Here is an 18,781-nt window from a genome sequence, read left to right as displayed (position 1 = left end):
CCAATTTGGGAACGCCCAAGTCCATGATTTAGATTTCGATGCCAATTCCGCCGCATCCACCGAGGCGTCAGTTTATTTTTTTTGGGGAAAATGAACAAACGATGAACATTCACGCTTCTCTTCACGCGAAATGTCGTGATAGTTATTCAACCTGAAGGTGGAGCTCGATGGAACACGAATACGCACTCATAGGCGGCATGAACCGTTCGCAGGTTGGGCGATATATCAGTCTGTTGCAGCCGCGATCTCCGCTGCATGCGTTTTCGTGGTTTTGTCGCTGGTGGATTTAGCCAAGACCTTAGGTGTGAACGCAACTATTCCTCCCAGCCTCCTGTCGTTGCTCGGTGCTGGCGCGGTCTTCTCGGCTCTCTATTGGTTTTTTAATCGCTTTGCATGGCGATGGTCGCCATTAGGCAAATTTTTAAAAGTGCCTGATCTTAGCGGGTGCTGGGAATGCGAGGGGGAGACACTCAATCCTGACGGATCTACTAAGCAAAGATGGACAGGTCAGATTACCATTTTGCAAAGCTGGGACAAACTCAGGGTTCACCTAAGAACAACCAGTTCGGGCTCGGACAGCATTAATGCCGCGCTGATATCCGATCCGGTGCAGGGCTATATTCTACTATACCACTATAAAAACCAGCCGCGCATCGGCGAGGCCGACCTCCGACCGCACCGTGGATGTGCCGAGTTGGCATTTGCGCCAGACCGGCTGAGCGCATCCGGTGAGTATTTTAATGGATATGGCCGCGACACTTTCGGCCGCTTACAGCTTAAGAAAGCTCAGTGATGGCGCGAGATATCAATAAGAGGCTCACGCAGCTCAGTTCCCGCCGCAAGGGGCTGGACCGCATTGATAAGATTAATGAGACTCAGGCGTTTGATGAACTCGTTCGGAAAGGCACGATAGCTGAGAGATGGGAAAAGAGAGCGGCTAGCAAACCTAACACGAGATACGCGCTTGGGGCTATGCAAGCAGTCGATCCAGACTACACTCGTATAAGTGTTGAGACTGCTGGCAGAGTTGCTAACCAGCTGGAGCAAGGCTTAATCCGCAAGGGAACGAACGTTCAGTTTCGTCTGCAAGGTTCAGTTCCACTTGATGTCCACATACGTGGAGTAAGCGACGTTGATTTATTGACTCTTACGACCGACTTCTTCACCTATGCAACCTACGGAGCGCGAGCTCGGGCGGGAGGCTACGTCAACCCTTCGTCAAAATCAGCGCTCACCGTGTTGGCCGAATTGAGAGCGCAATGTGAGGTGATCCTGGCTGAAGCATTTCCCAAAGCGGAACTTGACAAAACAGGAGGAAAGGCCATTGCGATTTCCGGCGGATCCTTGGCCCGCCCAGTCGACGTTGTGCCTTCGCACTGGTTCGATACCGTCGATTTTCAAGCCTCGGGCGATGAAGCATCCAGAGCCGTAACTATTTTAGACAAAAAAGTGCCTACGACATTAGATAACTGGCCATTTTTGCATATTAGGAACGTCGATCTTGTTGATAGCGCTGTCTATGGTGCATTGAAGAAAGCCATTCGACTGTGCAAAAACGTTAAGGCCGATGCGAAGGCTGATGGCACTGACGTCACGCTTCCAAGTTTCGATATAACATCTGCGATGTATCACGCTGATCGTCAGGCCCTCACAGGCGGACGTCTTTTCGAACTAGCCATTCTGGCCGAAACGCAGCGCCATCTTGACCATTTGGCGAGAAATATCGACTATGCCAAAACGCTAAAAGTGCCAGACGGATCGCGCGCGATTTTCAACACTGACGACAAGATCAGGGGTCTTATCGCCTTATCAATCGAAGTTGACGATCTGCTGCGCGAGGTTGCAAAGGAGCAAAATGGATACCTCGCGACGTTAGCAGAACCTGCGCTTGATGTCAGTCGAGGCGTTCTCAAAAATCTGGATGCATCGGGCCTCTAGGTCCAATCGACATTCAGGATTCCCAAATCGCTTGATCGCTGATTCATAGAGCACCGTGTTAGTCACGGAGGTCGATGATGTCGATTAGGCGGTATGAACTGAGCGACGCTCAGTGGCTCAAGATTGCATCCTTATTGCCTGGTAAGATTGGCGACCCGGGGCGTAGCGGCTCGGACAACCGTCTGTTCATCAATGGTTGCCTGTGGGTTTTGCGCTCCGGCGCACATTGGCGCGACCTGCCGGAGCGCTATGGCAAATGGAAGACGGTGCATAAGCGTTTCAGCCGCTGGTGCCATGCCGGCGTATGGGAGCGGGTGTTCGAGGCGCTGACAGCAGACCGCAACAACCAGTATCTGATGATCGACAGCACGATCGTTCGCGCCCATCAGCAAGCCGCCTCCGGAAAAGGGGGGCCAAGGATCAGGCGTTGGGGCGTTCCCGAGGCGGACTGACCACCAAGATCCATATGCTGGTTGATGCCCTTGGCCGACCGCTGCGTTTCATCGTAACCGCCGGTCAGGTGGGCGACATCACGCAAGCGCCGGCTCTTCTGAAGGGACAGAGCGGCGATGCCGTGCTGGCTGATAAAGCTTATGACAGCAATGGCTTGCGGGAAACAATCACCAGCATGGGAGCCGAAGCAGTCATCCCGTCAAACCGCTCGCGCAAGATCATCATCCCCCACGACGAAGCCGCCTACAAAGATCGTAACCGCATCGAACGATGCTTCAACCGTATGAAGCACTTCCGACGTTTCGCCACTCGATACGACCGCAGAACAATCCATTTCGAAGGATTCGTCTATCTCCTCGCCGCAATGATCTGGCTGCGGTGAATGTCGATTAGTCCTAGTGGGCACCTTGGGAAACGTACGAAATCCCAATGCGATGGCAGCTAAGTCTCGCGCGCCATATGGATTGAGCCGTTGGTATTACGGTCTGTCCAGTATGCGCCCCTTATTTCGTTAGGTGGAGTTCCCGCCACACTGTAGCGGAACGCTCCATAGTGAATTTCACTGCTTTTCCCGCGCAGGTGAATGTCAGGGTCGCTTTGATAGACGCCTATGATTTCAACGGCACCATCTCCGTGCTTTATTATATTCTGCGCGATTAGAAATGAGCTCTGGGAGCCAGTTGAAATTCTGATAGACAGCGAAGAAAAAGTCTGCCGGATTATGGCGGATCCTGTTACAGGGTCCACCTTCGACTGAGTCACTGGATCGTAGTAGCTAGACTGCAGCACTACAGTCCAGGTGCCAGATAAATTTGGAACGGGGCAGAACCAGCTAACGGGAGGAATACGCCACAAAAACCTCTCGAAGGCCGTTAACATCAATGTCACAACGCTAACGGTTATCGAAAACGGCTTGGCGTGCTCCCATGTCAATTCCACACCGAGAACCCACAGAGATACTCCCCAGATCACAGCAATAAGAACAATGATGGACGACACAGAAAATCGTGAGAACATGGCTACCGTTCATGCGCAATCGGAGTTCGACCTTATAAGGATCGTGGCTGAATTCAGCCGATCCCGGCTCCCGTGGTATCCACTGATATTGGTTTTTTGCACGGGAAAGAAGTACCCGAGCGACTGTATTCCCATGAAGCGGATACCCGAGCCTGCCACGGGTCACCATTTCAATGATGATTTTTTACGGCATCTAACATCGGCCTTTGCAGAAAACGAAAGTATCCATGACGGCGCCGTTGTCTTTGCGAGGGCATCGTCGTCAACGCATTATGCACAAAGCGCCTGGTCTGTTCGTATTGCCGCGCCGCACGTTGTTGAAAATGCGGCTCCTAATCGAGGCGCGGCTTACAATAGTTCGCTCGCCTTGTCGGTAGCCCCTGATGTCGATCTTGTATGTCTGCTTGTTCGCGATAGGACCGATTTCTTCTCAAATGGCAAGATACAGTTTCTCACAGAGGGAAAAGGAGCCAGTTAAGAATTTCCAGCTGCAAGTTGAACTGGGGGCTGTGCGCCTTTTGCGAGAACCCGATATATCTGCATGCGAGAGCACTTAACCATCTTTGCAATTTCGGAGGGACCCAGACCTTCATTGCGCAGTTTCCAAACAAGTGCGTAGTCAAGTCTCGGCTTCCCGCCTGTATAGACCCCTCGAGCTCTTGCTTGGGCTATTCCCTCACGCTGGCGTTCTTTTATGAACCGCCTTTCCATCTGGGCGACCATCCCAAGCACTGTCAATATCACATGCCCCATTTCGCCGCGGGTGGACACGTGGGGATCAAGGATAGTAACGAAAGCGCCGCGCTGCTCGCACTCGTGCACGATGTTTAGAACGTCGCGTGTATCACGTCCAAGGCGATCTAATCGCGTGACGACCAACTCGTCACCTTCGCGGAGGAATTCGATGATGGTTGCGAGCTCTGTACGGCCGTCGCGGCTCGCGCCAGACACTTTTTCCGACCGAACGATTACGCAGCCCTCGGTGTGAAGGCGTTGCTGCTGTATTTCGAAATCCTGGTCATTCGTAACCGCCCGATTGGCACCGCCTGCCGCCTAGCGCCCTGATGGCCTAAGACACGTGTTTAACGACGTCGTTAGCGACGTGTCTTAGGCGAGGATTGCGATGCGCGTTGAAATTCTTGGGCAGGAACGTCGACGGCGGTGGCGCGAAGACGACAAGCTTGCGATTGTCATGTCGGTTGGGGTTTCTGGAGCCACGATCACAGAGATTGCTCATCGTCATGATGTAACGCGGCAGCAGATATACGCCTGGCGTAGCGAGCTCAAGAAGAAGGGGCTGCTCCCGGTGTCTTCGAATGCATTGTTCATTCCCGTCGATCTGAATGCCGTGCAGAACGATGCCCCTGAATTGAGGGAGAGCTGCTCCGGGATGATTGAGCTACGATTGATCTGCGGCCGCACGCTTCGTTTCGAGAGTTCTATGGCTCCCGATGTCCTGACGCAGATTATCCGGGCAGTGGAAGCAGCATGATTGGGCCTGGGACCGGCGTTCGGGTGTATCTTGCGTGCGGGATCACGGACATGCGCAAGGGAGTAGAAGGCCTTGCCGCGCTTGCGCAGGATGTTTTGCGTCAGAAGCCGACTGGCGGCGCGGTCTTCGCCTTTCGCGGCAAGCGTGGCGATCGTTTGAAGCTGCTGTATTTTGATGGCCAGGGCTTCTGCCTGTATTACAAGATCTTGCAGAAGGGGCGGTTTCCTTGGCCTTCGGCATCCGACGGGACTGCCCGGCTGACGTCGGCCCAACTGGCGATGTTGTGGGAAGGGATCGATTGGCGTCGACCTGATTGGGGTGCGCCACCGGCCCGTGTCGGGTGATTTTATCCCACTGAAACCACTGGTTTTTATGGAAATTTATCCTGGCTCGTGGTAGTCAGGATCATGTCTAGCGCGACGACAAATCTTCCGGACGATCCAGCCTTTCTCAAGGCAATGATTGCCGCTTTGCAGGCGGAAAACGCGAAGATGTCGGCCACATTGCAAGCGCATGATCAGTTAATCCAAACGCTGCGGCTGCGCATTGCCAAGCTGAAGAAACAGGTCTTCGGCAAGTCCTCCGAAAAGATTGAGCGTGAAATCGAGCAGTTGGAACTAGCGCTTGAGGATCTGTTGATCGCCGCCGCTGAAGGCAGTACGGCGCCAATCGATGAACCTGATGAGGCGGCGTCTGTTGTTCCCTTGGCGGATACATCTGAAAAGATCATGCGCCGGCGCCCACGCGTCTCGGACAAGGCGGTTCGCGAGCGCCGAGAGCTCGATCCTGGCTCCTGCTGCCCGGAATGCGGAGGTGAATTGCGTCTTGTCGGTGAGGACGTCAGCGAAATCCTCGACATGATCGCCGCGCAGATGAAAGTCATCGAAGTTTCTCGACTGAAGAAGTCCTGCCGCTGCTGCGAGAAAATGGTGCAGGTGGCAGCACCCAGCCGCCCGATACCGGGCAGCATGGCCGGCGCTGGCCTCTTGGCGTACATTCTGGTCTCGAAGTTCGACGACCATTTGCCACTGTACCGTCTGAACGAGATCTTCGCCCGCATGGGCGCCGACATTCCCGACAGCACGATGGTTGATTGGTGTGGTCGCGCCATGCAGGTGCTTCAGCCTCTCAGCGAGCGGATCGAAACGGCGATTATGGCAAGTGACCTCCTTCATGCCGACGACACCCCGATCCGAGTGCTGGATCGCTCGCTGCGAGACAAGGGGTTGGGCAAGGGTGTGAAGAAGGGCAGGATCTGGACGTATGTCCGGGATCAACGTCCATGGGTGGGGACTTCCCCGCCCGGTGCAGTCTACTATTTTGCTCCTGACTGGAAAGAAGAGCACGTCCACCGCCACCTCAAGCAATCAAGCGGCATCCTTCAGGCTGACGGCTACAAAGGATATGGCAAGCTATACTCGCCTGGAGAGAATGGAACATCTCGCTTCAAGGAAGCCGCCTGCTGGGCTCATTGGCGACGAGACTTCCACGATATCTGGACATCAAACAAGTCCGAGATCGCGCGAGAGGCTCTCGATCGCATCGGAGCGCTTTACGACATCGAGCGTGGCATCAATGGGCAGCCTCCTGAGATCCGGCTTGCCGCGCGTCAGACCCAGAGCAAGCCTAAGGTCGATGCATTCCGCCACTGGGCTGAAGCTCAACTCACGCGCATTCCGGGCAAAAGCGATCTGGCGACAGCTTTCCGCTACGGATTGAGCCGATGGTCTTCGCTCTGTCTGTTCCTCGAAGACGGTCGCGTTGCGATCGACAACAATGCCGCCGAGCGGGCACTGCGGCCGATAGGCGTGGGAAGACGGAACTGGCTCTTCGCGGGAGCCGATACGGGAGCGGAGACCTTGGCACGCGCCATGACGATCATCGAGACGGCAAAGATGAATGGTCTTGACCCGCAAGCCTATCTGACTGACGTGCTCGATCGCATCCACGATCACAAGATCAATCGACTCGACGAACTCCTTCCGTGGAACTGGTCGACGATCACCGCAATCGACGCAAAGGCAGCCTGATGGCGACAGTCACCTACGTCCGTACGATCAAATTTGTTGCCGAAATTCTCGAAGAGGACCCGGAACTTCTTCAGGCAATCGTCTCCAACGATGATAATCTGAGCTACGGCAGCATCATCTCCGTGTACACCGGAGACGACGAATCCGTGACCGCACTGACGGACGACGGCATGGACGAATTGGAGCAGATGCTCAAAGACGCCCGCCGCTCACCCCAAGAATGGAACGACTTCCTCGACAGCTTTGTTGACGACGAGCTGCTCGTCGCTCGCATCAAAGCAAAATCGCCGCGGTAGCAATCGGGCGGTTACGGTCATTCGTGCTGACCCGGGCATAACCAATTTTTGTCATATGTCACCTCGACCTTTAGGCCTGAGGCTACCCCGTCACAAATAGTCAATGTCAAGACTGCTTCTGCGATCTCAATTTCGCTTCGTGTTCCGACAGCTTAGGTGGTCGTGCTTCGAGCGGGATAAGCAGCTAGCCATTCCGCGAGCCTCAGGAGGAGCCGTCGACAACTTCCTCGGCACTCGCGCCGTGGGCCCTCATCGAAGCGACAAAGCGCACCTGATCGTGAGTTCCCATTCAAGTCGTTCGGCGGGGGCCACGCCTTTAGCGCTCTCGACAGTTTCTCCGTTTCGCGAAACTACTCGGCCCGCGCGGCACGAACCGTCAATTTGAGGCAAGCAATCCCGTCTTCGCAGCCTGAGTTTTAACCACTGATGTGCCTAAATGAATTCACAATCAATGAGTCTTCGAACTCCCATCCTGACGAAGAATTAACAAATAGAAGCCATTACCGTGGAATTCCCGTTATCGACAAAATCACTTGAGGAATCGAACAACTTTTTACGGGCTTTGTGGGCGGAAATTCGTCGCGAGTTCGGAAAAGTCGGTTGGATATACACACCGCGACGCAACGGACGTCAGAACACAATACATTTCGGATTTATGTCCCTCGGAGACGACATACCCGGGTCGATTGACGTTTGGGTCAAATATGGCAAGCGTGACTCGTTAAAGGGTATGCACTTCGAAATTCCGGATAAAACAAGGAGCCACGTTGGTAATATCGAGGAGCGACTCGCATCATGCGTTTCGCGCGCCAAAAATTCCGAGGCCGCTCTTTCGCAGATTTCGATGTCGGTGGGGATTAGAGCAAATCCAAAGCTAACTATCGCTCACTACACCGCGCCAAATTTAGAAATAATTCCATGCCATAGTGGATTTAATATGCTTAAATTCTCTATATTGGCACACGACTCAGTTGATGCCGATGTAATAGCAAATCAACGCCTTCCAAAAATACTTGATTTCCTGTCGGTGTGGACAAATTGTTCTTTCGAGTTTTGCAGTTTATCAAATGTTGAAGAACGTTTGGACAGCAAAATGAACCAATTCTGGCGAAAAAGCAAATGGCTGGAGGATTTTCCGACGCATGAGAAATACCTGCGGCTGGAAGCACGTACGGTCTCTTCCCTAAGTGAAATCATCGAAGGGCGAATAACTGCCGACAGCAGAGTGTTGCAATCGGCCCTTCATTTTCATCAGGCTGCTAAGTTTCATCGCTCGGAGGATGCCATTCACGGTGACCTCATCACGACGCTCCTTATCTCTTCGCTGGAAGCAGCAAGTTTGGACTTGGGCGGAGGCGGGTCATCATCCTGCCAAACCTGCGGACAACCCGTATACAAAATCTCCAAGCGAGTGGCCCAGCTCGGCCGCACGCATCTTGGTGAGTATGTGGAAGCGTTCCTGAAGGATAAATACGGCTTAAGATCAAAATTCCTTCACGCCGGAAAACTAAGTACTGTCCACCCAACTACAAGAAACTCTTTGCCGCTTCTGGACCCAAGTTCGTCTTCCGGCTGCGTTTTACCGCATGCCTTCTCCCACGCCCACAATCTTCTGGAATATTCTGGCTTCATACTTCGTGCGCTCTGGCGAGGAACGAATTAGAAGAGTATCCTCACATCAGATACACTTCAGTGAATTGGCGCGAGGAAGCCAGTATATAAAATTCTTTACTAATTGACTATGTCGGGAAATCGAAGCTGCCATCCATCTGTTGCACGAGGGGGGGGCGTGCAGCGACGGCGCTCTTGGTCGGCGTTGCGCCAGAGCTGATAGAACTCATCAACGATCTCACATCGCATGATCCAGCGCGCTCCATATCCCTGAGCTCGCAAGCGCAGCGCGACACAATCGAGGCGGCGTAGCCGATTTTTGTCATGTGTCACCTCAAGCTTTAGGGCCAAGGCTAATCTGTCACCGATAGTCGACGTCAAGACTGATGTGACAGCCCACCACGTAACCTGCTGCCTGTCGCGACTGGCTATACCTTGATGTTAAGGCCGAGTTGCTTTTGCTGAGACCCGCCCGGAAGTGTACCCGCGCACGCAGGCCCAGAAACCGCGATTCGCCGGTTGCAAAAATGGATTCGCATTTAATGAAGCTCTAAATTACTATCAGAGTGCGTTTGGGAGGGCGCGATTCGTAGGGCAGGAGAATTTCCCGTGGGTGAATTTTGGTGTAGTGCGTCGTGGTTACGCCGTTTGCGAAGACGAATTTGGCAAATGGAATATGCCTCGCAAAAATTCTTCAATCGCGTCTCACGCTTAGCTTCTGCGCCATCGCGATGCCATCAACTCCTTTGATACTTGTAGATCGTCGGCACGACTACGCCGCGTTTTCCGATGAAAGCCACAGCGATGCAAATAATCGCTATATGGTAATCGGCGGCATACTCCTCCGATCAGCGGACACCCAAAGCTTCTCTGAGTCTATAACGCGATCATACGCTCGATTCAAATTCCCCGAAGCAATCCAGTGGAAGCACATCAATAAGGCAAAGATGAACGCCTATAAGGCTGTTATCGACGTAATTGCTGATCACATTGCGGCGCGAAAGGTCGATTTTGGCTGCATTATCTTTGATAAAACGAAAGTCGACCATAAGCGGCATAATGAAAATGACGCAGACAAAGGCTTCTTTAAATTTTTGTACCAGCATCATTTCAAATGGTATCGGCACTATAAAAAATCAGGTCTCTTCCGCTGTTTTCACGGGAATATGGACACCAAGTACGACGTCACTGAAATGCTTAGGTGCCTGAACAACTCGGTGCCGGTATCACTACCTATAATCCGCCGACGGTTCTTACAGTTTGATTTCGCCGAAGTGCGTAAAACCCGCTGCTCTCAGATCGCCGATTTAATGATCGGGGCAGTTGGCTTCGCTGCGAATGGCGGCCCTAGTAAAAGGGACGGCACCGCAAAAGCTGATATTTATGATTATATGCGGGAGGCTTTTGCCTGCCCTGATTTTTGCGTTGATACCGTCTATCCAGACATCGGTTTCCATATCTGGAACTTCAAGCTGTAGGGAGCAGGGGGGCCTATCCGGAGGAATCAGGCCCATCACATGAACCCTTTCAGCCACCCCCACCCTTATCCTGAAGATTAATTCATTCAGCCGGCTTCCGCAACTCACATAAAGGAGTCGTTATATCGTTCCGCATCCGATTCGATTCCGGCAGTCGTCCCCTCACCAATGCTACGACGCGTTAGTGGTTGGCCGAAAACCGCCTTCCCCCTATTCCCCATGAAGCATAACTCCGCTGTGAAGGGATGCCACCCGACATTTCAATCCATTCCGTAGACGCGGCTCCGTCTCCCGGTCGCGCGGCCATGCATGCCGCATCTTGCCGTCTCCGGTCCAGGCCCGATATTCGAGTTCCTATATCAGCGTCGGTTGCAGCCTAATGATTTCTTTCCTCCGGCCACGAAGTGTTGTTACGTCAGCCGCTACTGCGGTGGCCAAGCCAACCGGCCCGGACAGGCCGCAGGCGAGTTCTCGTCAATGCAAGCGGCCGCCGAGTTCGACTAGTAAGTTCAGGTTAATTGACCATCTTCGGTTAAGCTGCTCTAGAATGCCACTTCAGCTTGCAGTCCGACCAAGAAAGAATAAGCGGAGAATGCCCTTCGGGAGGATATGCAGCAGAGTTGGGAGATACAATGCTTTCGCGACGTCTTGTGCTCAGCGGCCTTGCGGCCACGCCACTTTTTGCTTCCGGGCAAATCTTTGCAACAACTTCGGAAGATTCCGAACTCGCGAGGGCTCCAAACGAACTTGGCTTCGCGGATTTTGCCGGCGCCTGGGACGTGCAGAGCGGCAGTGTAACTTCGCTCGTCGCTGACGCGCCCGACATTCTACCGGGCCAATCTGAAAAATACGCCGCCACTAAACTGACGTCCGCTTCAGAGATCGCGGACATCGTGAACAAGCGAACAAATCAGACATTCATAACTTGGTTCAACAGCAATGTCGCGGGAACGGGCCCTTGGAAGAACAAGCGGATTAATGGCTCAAGAGCCGAGGCCAATTTCACCGCCTTCTGGGATCAGTTCCTGGCAATACGCCCACTAACATTCCTCGAAGTTGTGACGTACATGGCGGTATTCATCAATGAGTGTGGCGGCAATCTCAGGAACATCAATGAGGGGTTCGGAAACGCGGCACATCCCGGCATTAGCTACCTCTTTGATACCGTGGTCTTGACCGACAAGGCGACAAAGAGAACCTGGCGTAAGGCATCGTACAACAAGGATCCGGGCAAGAAAAACCTCTCGGCGCATGATCTTTTAAACGACAAGACCTTTTGCCAGGCATTTTCGGGCCTCTCGGGCGCGAAGGCGCTGACCGGTGCAACAGATCCTGTCTGGCGGGGAGATGCGTTCCCTGTTGGTAGCTATCCCCACAAGCCCGGGCCGGACAACGAATTTCTCCTGGAAACGGATTTCTATAAGTTCCGGGGGCGGGGTTTGATCCAAACAACTTGGCGCGCGAATTATCGCCCGCTTGTTCCCCGGATTTTGGCCTACCAGGGTTCTGGCATTCCCGCTCAATATCGCGACCGCTGGAAAGGTATGGCTATCGACGATGTCTTGACCGTTTCCACCAATGCCGACTGGGATGCACTGTTCGAGGACAAAGATCGCTATATTTTGTGCGCCGCGGTCGATGAACATGCGAAGGCAGGGAACTACCTCGGCCTCTCTAGAGATACAATAGCAATCAACGGAAAAGGAGCTGGCTCGATCAGTCTCATGGGTGAACGGATAGGGGGCAAAGGATACGGGCAAAAATTGAAAGACAGAACTAGGCAAATCCTCACTATCTTTTCAGCATGACGTAACCGGGAGGCAGCGGGGAGAGAAGGCAATGTTTAAGAGCCAGATTGGAATGTCGGTCGCGTTGATGGTTGGGCTCACTGCCCCTAATCATGCCGCAGCAGAAGGTCTGGAGAAATGTCTGTTCGAGAATTTCAATCAGGCGGTTGTCCGTACAATCTTTGACTACACGGAAAAATCGGGCGCGAAAGGAAAGACGTTCGGAACGGGATTCCTTATTGAGGGATCGGGCTACATTCTCACGGCTAATCACAATTTGAGGCCTGTATTCGACACTGAGATTGATAGCAGCACAGTCAGCGTGAAGTTTGAGGACAGCAGAATCGCGGTCCAAGAAGCCTTCGTTGTAGACCGTATTGAGAACCTCGATGTGGCGCTGTTAAAAATACACAAGAACCATGATCCTTGGCCAACCGTACCGCTTGCAGATCCGGCTACCGAGCCCACCGTTGGAGACCGAGTCGCTGGCCTTGGTTTCCCGGAGGGAGGGGACCTATCGACGATTGCGGAGCAGTCGATATCTGCGATGAACACTGTATTAGACGGGGTAACAAAGCCTTGGTATCAAACCAACCTGTTGCTCAACCACGGAAACAGCGGCGGCCCTATTTTTGGGGCCGATGGCAGGACCATCGGAATAGCAATCGCCGTCAATGAGAGCGCTACAGGAATCAGTTTCGTGTTGCCACTTCGCATGGGGCAGTCACTTCTATACGAGGCAGGTATTGACTTTGCCTCATCGTCACCCTGCGACGCTGCCCAAATCAACCCGGGGCAAGACGAACCGATGCCACTCCTGATTCCAGCCCCAGAAACAGAGGACGCTGCCCCGGCGCAAGACGAACTGATTCAAATTCCGGAAACACTGAATGAGCTGACTCCACCAGCAGCAGAACCAGCTGACGCGACTGCAACCAAGGGCTGGATATTTCTTGGCACATATCGAGGCAGCGGCACTTGGGGAACGCCCCGGTCATCAGACCTCATTGGAAAATCGCCAGAGGATTTGAGTGGCACCTCTATTACCCTTTCAATGCCGGCAAACGCTAGAACAGGGCCGTTTGTTGTGGTGAAATTGAAAGAAGACGGCTGCACTTACCAGGAGACACCGGTCGTCGGTCATTTTAGAGATGGCAAGGAGATACACGTCGAAAACGTTGTTCGCTTGGCGGGCAATTGTAGCGGTTACATCTGGGCGGACGTAAGCTCAAACTAGTGCGCGCCAACCGCCCGGCATTTCGCCGTCATTCAATCGGGCTGCAATCGTCCTGCGCAGCGCTAAAGAACGTAAGCGACAAAGCCGACCCCTCTGACGTCGGCGGTGCTGAGCGAGGCTGAGCGTCAACCCGCTTCACGGTTTCAACGGAGATGTACTGCTCAATGGCGCGCTGCCGCCTCCAGCCGTATCCCCCGCCATCTGGCTCAGATCGGACTGGCACTGCTCGTAAGCTTTGAAGATATTCCTCATTTCATCTCATATACGTCGGCGTTGTCCTGCACCTCGCGCAACCCCTTATAAGAGGCATGCCGCAGCTTACCGTCTCTGTCCACGCCCGGTACTCAATCTCGGCGATTAGCGTCGGCTGCAGCCAGACGATGTTCTTTCGCCTGCCAGTGACCTGCCACTGAACGTTCATCCAGCGGCGGTTAGAGCCTCGGCGGCTTTGAATACGCCAAATGGCGCGGTGTGAGCAACCGGCGGAAACGCGAAGCTTTCATCTTGCGCAGCGTTGGAGCCGGTTGCGGCGATGGTCCCGGCATAGTCTGCCGGGGTCTGATATCCGAGCGATGAGTGCGGCCGGAAATGGTTATAATCCTCAGCCCATTCAGCGATGGCGCTGCGGGCATGATCGAGGCCGAAGAAGAGGCTCTCGTTGAGCAACTCGTCGCGCATGCGACCGTTGAAACTCTCGACATAGCCGTTCTGCATTGGCTTTCCCGGCGCGATGTAGTGCCACTCGACCTTGTGATCCTTCGACCAGGCAAGAATGGCATTCGAGGTGAATTCGGTGCCGTTGTCGGAGACAATCATGTCAGGCTTGCCGCGTCGTTCGATCAGCGTCGTCAGTTCCCGAGCAACACGGCGACCGGAGATCGACGTGTCGGGGATTGCCGCCAGACATTCGCGCGTCACATCATCGACAACGTTTAGCACCCGGAAGCGTCTACCGCAGGCAAACTGGTCGTGGACGAAATCCAGCGACCAGCGGGCATTGGCCTTCGCTTCGACCAGGATCGGCGCACGCGTGCCGACAGCACGCCGACGGGCCTTTCGCTTGCGAACGGAAAGCCCTTCCTCGCGATAAAGACGGTATATGCGATTGACCCCGGACGGCTCTCCGTCTCGCCGAAGCAGGATGAATAGCCGCCGGTAGCCGAAACGCCGTCGCTCATTAGCGAGGTCACGCAGCTTCGCTCGCAGATCGACCTCCGGCGGTCGATTGGACCGATAACGGATCGTCTTGCGGTCGGCGGATACGATCTGGCAGGCCCGCCGTTCCGAAAGACCCATGACGGCCTTCAGATGCGTGACGGCTTCACGCTTGGCGGCAGGCCCTACCATTTTTTTGCAAGAAGCTCGCGGAGCGCGGCTGCATCAAGCATCTGTTCGGCCAACAGCTTCTTCAGCCTGGTATTCTCGTCCTCAAGCGCCTTCGACCGCTTCGCCTCGGAGACTTCCATGCCGCCATATTTGGCTTTCCAGTTATAAAACGTCGCTTCTGAAATCCCGTGCTTGCGGCAGAGGTCGGCCGCCTTCGCGCCAGCCTCCTGCTCCTTCAGCACACCGATAATCTGCTCTTCCGTAAATCTCTGCTTCTTCATTCGTCCGTCCCTTAATAGGCCGGACTCTAATCCATTCTGGAGGAAATTCTCAGTGGCAGGTCACCACCGACCTTGCCTCGTTTGCCAAAGTAATGCTCGTAGCCTAAGAACCCTTGGTGAACGTGACGTCGCCGCGCTGCGACTACCTTTCCTGCATTGCTTCCGATGCAACCTCAGCCAGCGGCGAGTACAGATATTCAAGGATCCGCCGGCTACCGGTCTTGACCTCGACGGTGACCGACATGCCCGGCGAAAGCGCAACGCGGGTTCCATCGATGTTCATGCTTGCGACATCCGGCTTGATGGTGACCGGGAAGACCAGGTTTTGGACGCGTTGCGCATTGCCGATCGGGATCATGCTCTGCAGCTCCTTTGCCGGCTGGCCTTCGAGCTGCTGTGCATCAGGTTCCGGAATAGCATCGGTCGCGACACGGGTGACCGTGCCGTTGAGAATGCCATAGCGGGTGAAGGGAAAGGCTTCGATCTTGATGACAGCGGGTTGTCCCGGTGAGACAAAGCCGATGTCCTTGTTCGGCAGATAGGCTTCAATCTCGAGTGAGGCATCATCCGGGACGATCCGCATCAGTTCGGCGCCAGCGGTCACCACCTGACCGACCGTGGTGATGGCCGATGTCTGGACGACGCCATTGATCGGGCTTTTGATCGTCATCGACTCCAGCCGTTTGGCCGCTTTGACCAGCTGCTGTTCCTTCTCGTCTATCTCTCGTGATGCTGCCGCCTGCTTCTGAGCATTGTCGGCGACGAAGGTCTTGATGGCTTTCAGGCCTTCGCTTGCCGCCGTAACGATCGCGGTTTCCGCTTCCGCCCGCTGACCGATCTGCTCGGCGAGTGTTGCCTCTTCCTTCTGCCTGACTTCAACCGCATCGATGACGCCGGATCTCGATCCGGCGCTGAGATCGACGAGGTTGGAGCGCATCGTCACACGATCTGCAAGCGTTGCCACCAGCGCCTGCTGGGCGGCGACCATCTCGGTATATCTCTTCAGCGCGGCGAATTGCTGATTGCGTTGGGCAGCGAGGCTGTCGAGTGTCGATGCGAGTTGCTCGAGATCGGACGTGTAGAGCAGTTCCTCGCGCGTGCGGATCTCCGTCGGGATGGAGTCGGTGAATTCGGGGACGATCTCGATCCGGCGTATTCCGCTCCAAAGATCACCACGTTGCCAAGCGTTGACTTGCGTTAATGCCGCGCCACGTCTTGCGACTTCTGCCCGCAGTGCCGCGAGGCTGGTGGTCAGCGTGTTGACTTCGACCCGGGCTTCGGTCGGGTCAAGCTCGACGAGAATGTCTCCGGCTTCCACCTTGGCGCCGTTTGCGACCGGGACCGCGATCGTCTTGCCGACCTCGATCGATTGGATCACCTTGACGCGTCCGGTCGGCTGGATCTTGCCCTGGGCTGTCGCCACGATGTCGAATCTGCCGACATAGCTCCAGATCAGTGCGCCGGCGGTGAGCACGCAGATGAACCAGATCAGCGCCGTGCGGATTGGCGAAGCCGGCGTTTCCAGGATTTCGAGTGCTGCCGGCAGGAACTCGTTGTCCACCTGCAATCGCTTCGGGGGCTTTGGTGGAAGCCGCGGAGGTTGGACGGCCTGGTTCATGACTGGATTGGTCCCGTCTGCAATTGCCACAGATGGGCATAGAGCCCGTTCGGACGGGCAAGCAGCGTCTCGTGCGTTCCCTCTTCGACGATGCGGCCGTCCTTCATGCCGATGATGCGGTTGCAATGCCGCACGGTCGCTAAGCGATGGGCGATGATGATGACGGTGCGGCCGCGGACGATCTCGCGCATATTGCCGAGGATGATGCGCTCGCTCTCATAGTCGAGCGCGCTCGTTGCTTCATCGAGGATGAGGATCGGCGGATTGGTGGCAAGGGCGCGTGCGATGGCCAGGCGCTGCCGCTGGCCGCCGGAAAGATTGGCGCCGCGCTCCTCGATCAGTGTGTCGTAGCCGCGCGGCAGCTTGGCGATGAACTCGTCGGCGCCCGACAGTCGCGCCATCTGAATCGCGGCCGCCCGCGACATGGCCGGATTGACCATGCAGATATTGTCGTGGATCGTCCGGTTGAACAGCATGTTTTCCTGAAGCACCACGCCGATATTCGACCGCAGCCAGGCCGGATCGACCTGGGCGATATCCTGGCCGTCGACGAAAACCTGGCCGCTGTTCGGGATATAGAAGCGCTGCACCAGCTTGGTCAGCGTCGACTTGCCGGAGCCGGAAGGGCCGACGATACCGATGACTTCGCCCGGCCTGATCGAAAAATTGATGTCCTTGAGCACGTCCTGGCCATCGGGTGAATAGCGGAAGTTCACCGCCTTGAAGGCGATCGCCCCCTTCGGCGGCGGCAGGCTGACGGCAACGCTCGGCCGCGGCTCCTGCGGGGCATTCAGAATATCCGAAAGCCTGGCGACGGAAACCTGCACCTGCTGGAAATCCTGCCAGAGCTGCGACAGGCGCAGGATCGGTTGAGAGACCTGTCCGGCGATCATGTTGAAGGCGACCAGGGCCCCGACGCTCAATTCGCCATCGATGACCGCCCGCGCGCCGAAGAGCAGCAGAGCGGCCGAGGTGATCTTGTTGACGTACTGGATGGCGTTTTGACCCTTCGCCGCCAGCATGGTCGCCAGGAACGACGAGCGCACGTAAGCGGCCAGCCGCTCCTCCCATTGCGAGGAGACCACCGGCTCGACCGCCGATGCCTTCAGCGTCTGGATGCCGACCACGGTCTCGACGAGCAGCTGCTGGCTGAAGGCGCCGCGCTCGAACTTCTCGTCGATCCGCTCCTTGAGGAAGGGGCGGATCAGAAATCCGATCGCCATGTAAAAGGGGATCGAAGCGACGACGATCCAAGCGAGCTTCGACGAATAGGAAAACAGCACGAAGATGAAAATGATGGTGAAGATCAGGTCGAGGCCGGAGAACAGGCCCTGACCCGTCAGGAAATTGCGGATGGTTTCGAGCTCGCGCACTCTGGCGACGGTCTGGCCGGTGGCGCGGGTCTCGAAATAGCTGAGCGGCAGGTTGAGGAGATGCCGGAACAGCCGCCGGCCGAGCTCGACATCGATGCGGTTGGTCGTGTGCGACAGCGCATAGGTCCTGAGATACTGCAGCACGACATCGAACAGCCCGACGGCGGCAAGGCCGACAACGAGCACGATCAGCGTCGAATAACTGCGATGCGCCAGCACCTTGTCGACGACCACCTGGAAGAACAGCGGCGTCACCAGCGCGAAGATCTGGATGACGAGCGAGGCAATCAGCACATGGCCGAATGCCCGCCGATAGCGCCAGATCGCCGGCAGGAACCAGCGGAACCCGAAATTCTGCTGCGAAGCGCCAGGGCCGGCGAAGCGACGTTGGACGAGGATGAAGTCGCCCGAGGTCAGCTCCAGCAACTCGTCCGCCTCGACATTGCGGGCGGAGAAATCGATGGGATTGATCAGCCGATATCGCCCTTCGCCGGCCACGCCGGCAAAGACCGCAAAAGTGCCGTCTTTCAACGATGCAAGAGCTGGCGCCGGAAGGGTCGCCAAACGAGCGACCTTCTTCGCACGGATGGTGCGCGCCTTCAGGCCGACTATCTTTGCTGCGCGTAGCAGATCGTCCGCAGCCGCTGGCCTCGTCAGCGCAAGCTCGCGGCTCAGCGTCTCCGGACGCGACGCGATCCTGAAATAGCCGGCAACAGCGCAGATCGCCGCCAGTCCGCTGTCGGCGATTGTCGCTTCAGGTGCTGGTGTGAGGTCGTCTCTAATCTCCGCTTTCGCCGCGCCAAGCTCGGATGCTGTCTGGATGTCCGTCATGGCGTGAGATCAA

General features: G+C 55.5%; 17 protein-coding genes and 1 pseudogene. 12 read left to right on the top strand and 6 right to left on the bottom strand.

Annotation, left to right across the window (positions count from 1 at the left end):
- Positions 1–265: 265 nt before the first annotated feature.
- From AC245Y_RS35135 to AC245Y_RS35125, 3 genes are all read left to right on the top strand, one after another.
- Positions 266–793: a Cap15 family cyclic dinucleotide receptor domain-containing protein gene (locus tag AC245Y_RS35135; RefSeq protein WP_210162552.1), complete on the top strand. Its 528-nt coding sequence runs from the start codon at positions 266–268 to the stop codon at positions 791–793.
- Positions 793–1,938 (top strand): nucleotidyltransferase-like protein, encoded by a 1,146-nt coding sequence (locus tag AC245Y_RS35130; protein WP_017997731.1) that lies wholly within the window; start codon positions 793–795, stop codon positions 1,936–1,938. The genes AC245Y_RS35135 and AC245Y_RS35130 overlap by 1 nt, the downstream gene beginning before the upstream one ends.
- 77 nt (positions 1,939–2,015) lie before the next feature.
- A protein-coding gene (locus AC245Y_RS35125) for an IS5 family transposase (RefSeq protein WP_487762891.1) occupies positions 2,016–2,773 on the top strand; the annotation gives its coding sequence in 2 pieces (ribosomal slippage) (positions 2,016–2,358 and positions 2,358–2,773; 759 coding nt in all).
- Between the two features lie 59 nt (positions 2,774–2,832).
- Here the strand turns inward: AC245Y_RS35125 and AC245Y_RS35120 are convergent.
- On the bottom strand, positions 2,833–3,270 hold the full coding sequence (locus tag AC245Y_RS35120) for a Cap15 family cyclic dinucleotide receptor domain-containing protein (protein ID WP_487762890.1): 438 nt from the start codon (positions 3,268–3,270) through the stop codon (positions 2,833–2,835).
- Positions 3,271–3,376: 106 nt separating this feature from the next.
- On the opposite strand from AC245Y_RS35120, the gene AC245Y_RS35115 reads away from it, so the two are divergent.
- On the top strand, positions 3,377–3,886 hold the full coding sequence (locus AC245Y_RS35115; protein WP_487762887.1) for a hypothetical protein: 510 nt from the start codon (positions 3,377–3,379) through the stop codon (positions 3,884–3,886).
- On the opposite strand, the gene AC245Y_RS35110 is transcribed toward AC245Y_RS35115, so the two are convergent.
- Positions 3,883–4,413, bottom strand: coding sequence for a recombinase family protein (locus AC245Y_RS35110; RefSeq protein WP_050563568.1), 531 nt, complete (start codon positions 4,411–4,413; stop codon positions 3,883–3,885). The two genes, AC245Y_RS35115 and AC245Y_RS35110, sit on opposite strands and share 4 nt — an antisense overlap.
- Positions 4,414–4,531: 118 nt before the next feature.
- Between AC245Y_RS35110 and tnpA the strand changes: the two genes are divergently transcribed.
- The 8 genes from tnpA to AC245Y_RS35070 all read left to right on the top strand — a co-directional run bounded on the left by tnpA (position 4,532) and on the right by AC245Y_RS35070 (position 13,339).
- On the top strand, positions 4,532–4,900 hold the full coding sequence (tnpA, locus tag AC245Y_RS35105) for an IS66-like element accessory protein TnpA (RefSeq protein ID WP_003557134.1): 369 nt from the start codon (positions 4,532–4,534) through the stop codon (positions 4,898–4,900).
- Positions 4,897–5,244, top strand: a complete 348-nt coding sequence (gene tnpB / locus AC245Y_RS35100) for an IS66 family insertion sequence element accessory protein TnpB (protein ID WP_003554417.1) — start codon at positions 4,897–4,899, stop codon at positions 5,242–5,244. Before tnpA ends, tnpB begins: the two co-directional genes overlap by 4 nt.
- 63 nt (positions 5,245–5,307) lie before the next feature.
- The gene (gene tnpC / locus AC245Y_RS35095; RefSeq protein ID WP_017996994.1) at positions 5,308–6,930 is read left to right on the top strand and encodes an IS66 family transposase; all 1,623 of its coding nucleotides are present in this window, start codon (positions 5,308–5,310) and stop codon (positions 6,928–6,930) included.
- Complete coding sequence (locus tag AC245Y_RS35090) at positions 6,930–7,226, top strand: hypothetical protein (RefSeq protein WP_003554972.1); 297 nt, start codon at positions 6,930–6,932, stop codon at positions 7,224–7,226. The genes tnpC and AC245Y_RS35090 overlap by 1 nt, the downstream gene beginning before the upstream one ends.
- Before the next feature lie 505 nt (positions 7,227–7,731).
- Positions 7,732–8,889, top strand: coding sequence for a hypothetical protein (locus tag AC245Y_RS35085; protein WP_157628401.1), 1,158 nt, complete (start codon positions 7,732–7,734; stop codon positions 8,887–8,889).
- A 610-nt stretch (positions 8,890–9,499) separates the two neighbouring features.
- The gene (locus AC245Y_RS35080) at positions 9,500–10,315 is read left to right on the top strand and encodes a DUF3800 domain-containing protein (RefSeq protein WP_245274089.1); all 816 of its coding nucleotides are present in this window, start codon (positions 9,500–9,502) and stop codon (positions 10,313–10,315) included.
- Between the two features lie 632 nt (positions 10,316–10,947).
- Positions 10,948–12,123 carry a hypothetical protein gene (locus AC245Y_RS35075; protein ID WP_017997735.1) on the top strand — a complete coding sequence of 392 codons (1,176 nt, stop codon included), beginning with the start codon at positions 10,948–10,950 and terminating at the stop codon, positions 12,121–12,123.
- 31 nt (positions 12,124–12,154) lie between these two features.
- A complete protein-coding gene (locus AC245Y_RS35070) occupies positions 12,155–13,339 on the top strand; it encodes a S1 family peptidase (RefSeq protein ID WP_017997736.1) in 1,185 nt (394 codons plus the stop codon).
- Between the two features lie 248 nt (positions 13,340–13,587).
- Here the strand turns inward: AC245Y_RS35070 and AC245Y_RS35065 are convergent.
- The 4 genes and pseudogenes from AC245Y_RS35065 to AC245Y_RS35050 form a co-directional block, all read right to left on the bottom strand.
- Positions 13,588–13,727, bottom strand: a pseudogene (locus AC245Y_RS35065) (ATP dependent DNA ligase); the annotation flags it as partial.
- A gap of 29 nt (positions 13,728–13,756) precedes the next feature.
- Positions 13,757–14,946, bottom strand: a protein-coding gene (locus tag AC245Y_RS35060; protein ID WP_085989730.1) for an IS3 family transposase whose coding sequence is annotated in 2 segments (ribosomal slippage) — positions 13,757–14,694 and positions 14,694–14,946 — 1,191 coding nt in all. Because the reading frame shifts where the segments join, the coding sequence is not laid out codon by codon here.
- Between the two features lie 142 nt (positions 14,947–15,088).
- Positions 15,089–16,564, bottom strand: a complete 1,476-nt coding sequence (locus tag AC245Y_RS35055; protein ID WP_017997738.1) for an HlyD family type I secretion periplasmic adaptor subunit — start codon at positions 16,562–16,564, stop codon at positions 15,089–15,091.
- Entirely contained in the window at positions 16,561–18,768 is a 2,208-nt protein-coding gene (locus tag AC245Y_RS35050; protein ID WP_017997739.1) for a type I secretion system permease/ATPase, read from the bottom strand. Before AC245Y_RS35050 ends, AC245Y_RS35055 begins: the two co-directional genes overlap by 4 nt.
- Positions 18,769–18,781 lie beyond the last annotated feature (13 nt).

This window comes from Rhizobium sp. SRDI943, from assembly GCF_057653695.1.
Note: the sequence above shows the minus strand (reverse complement) of the source record. Positions and strands in the feature narration are given on the sequence as shown.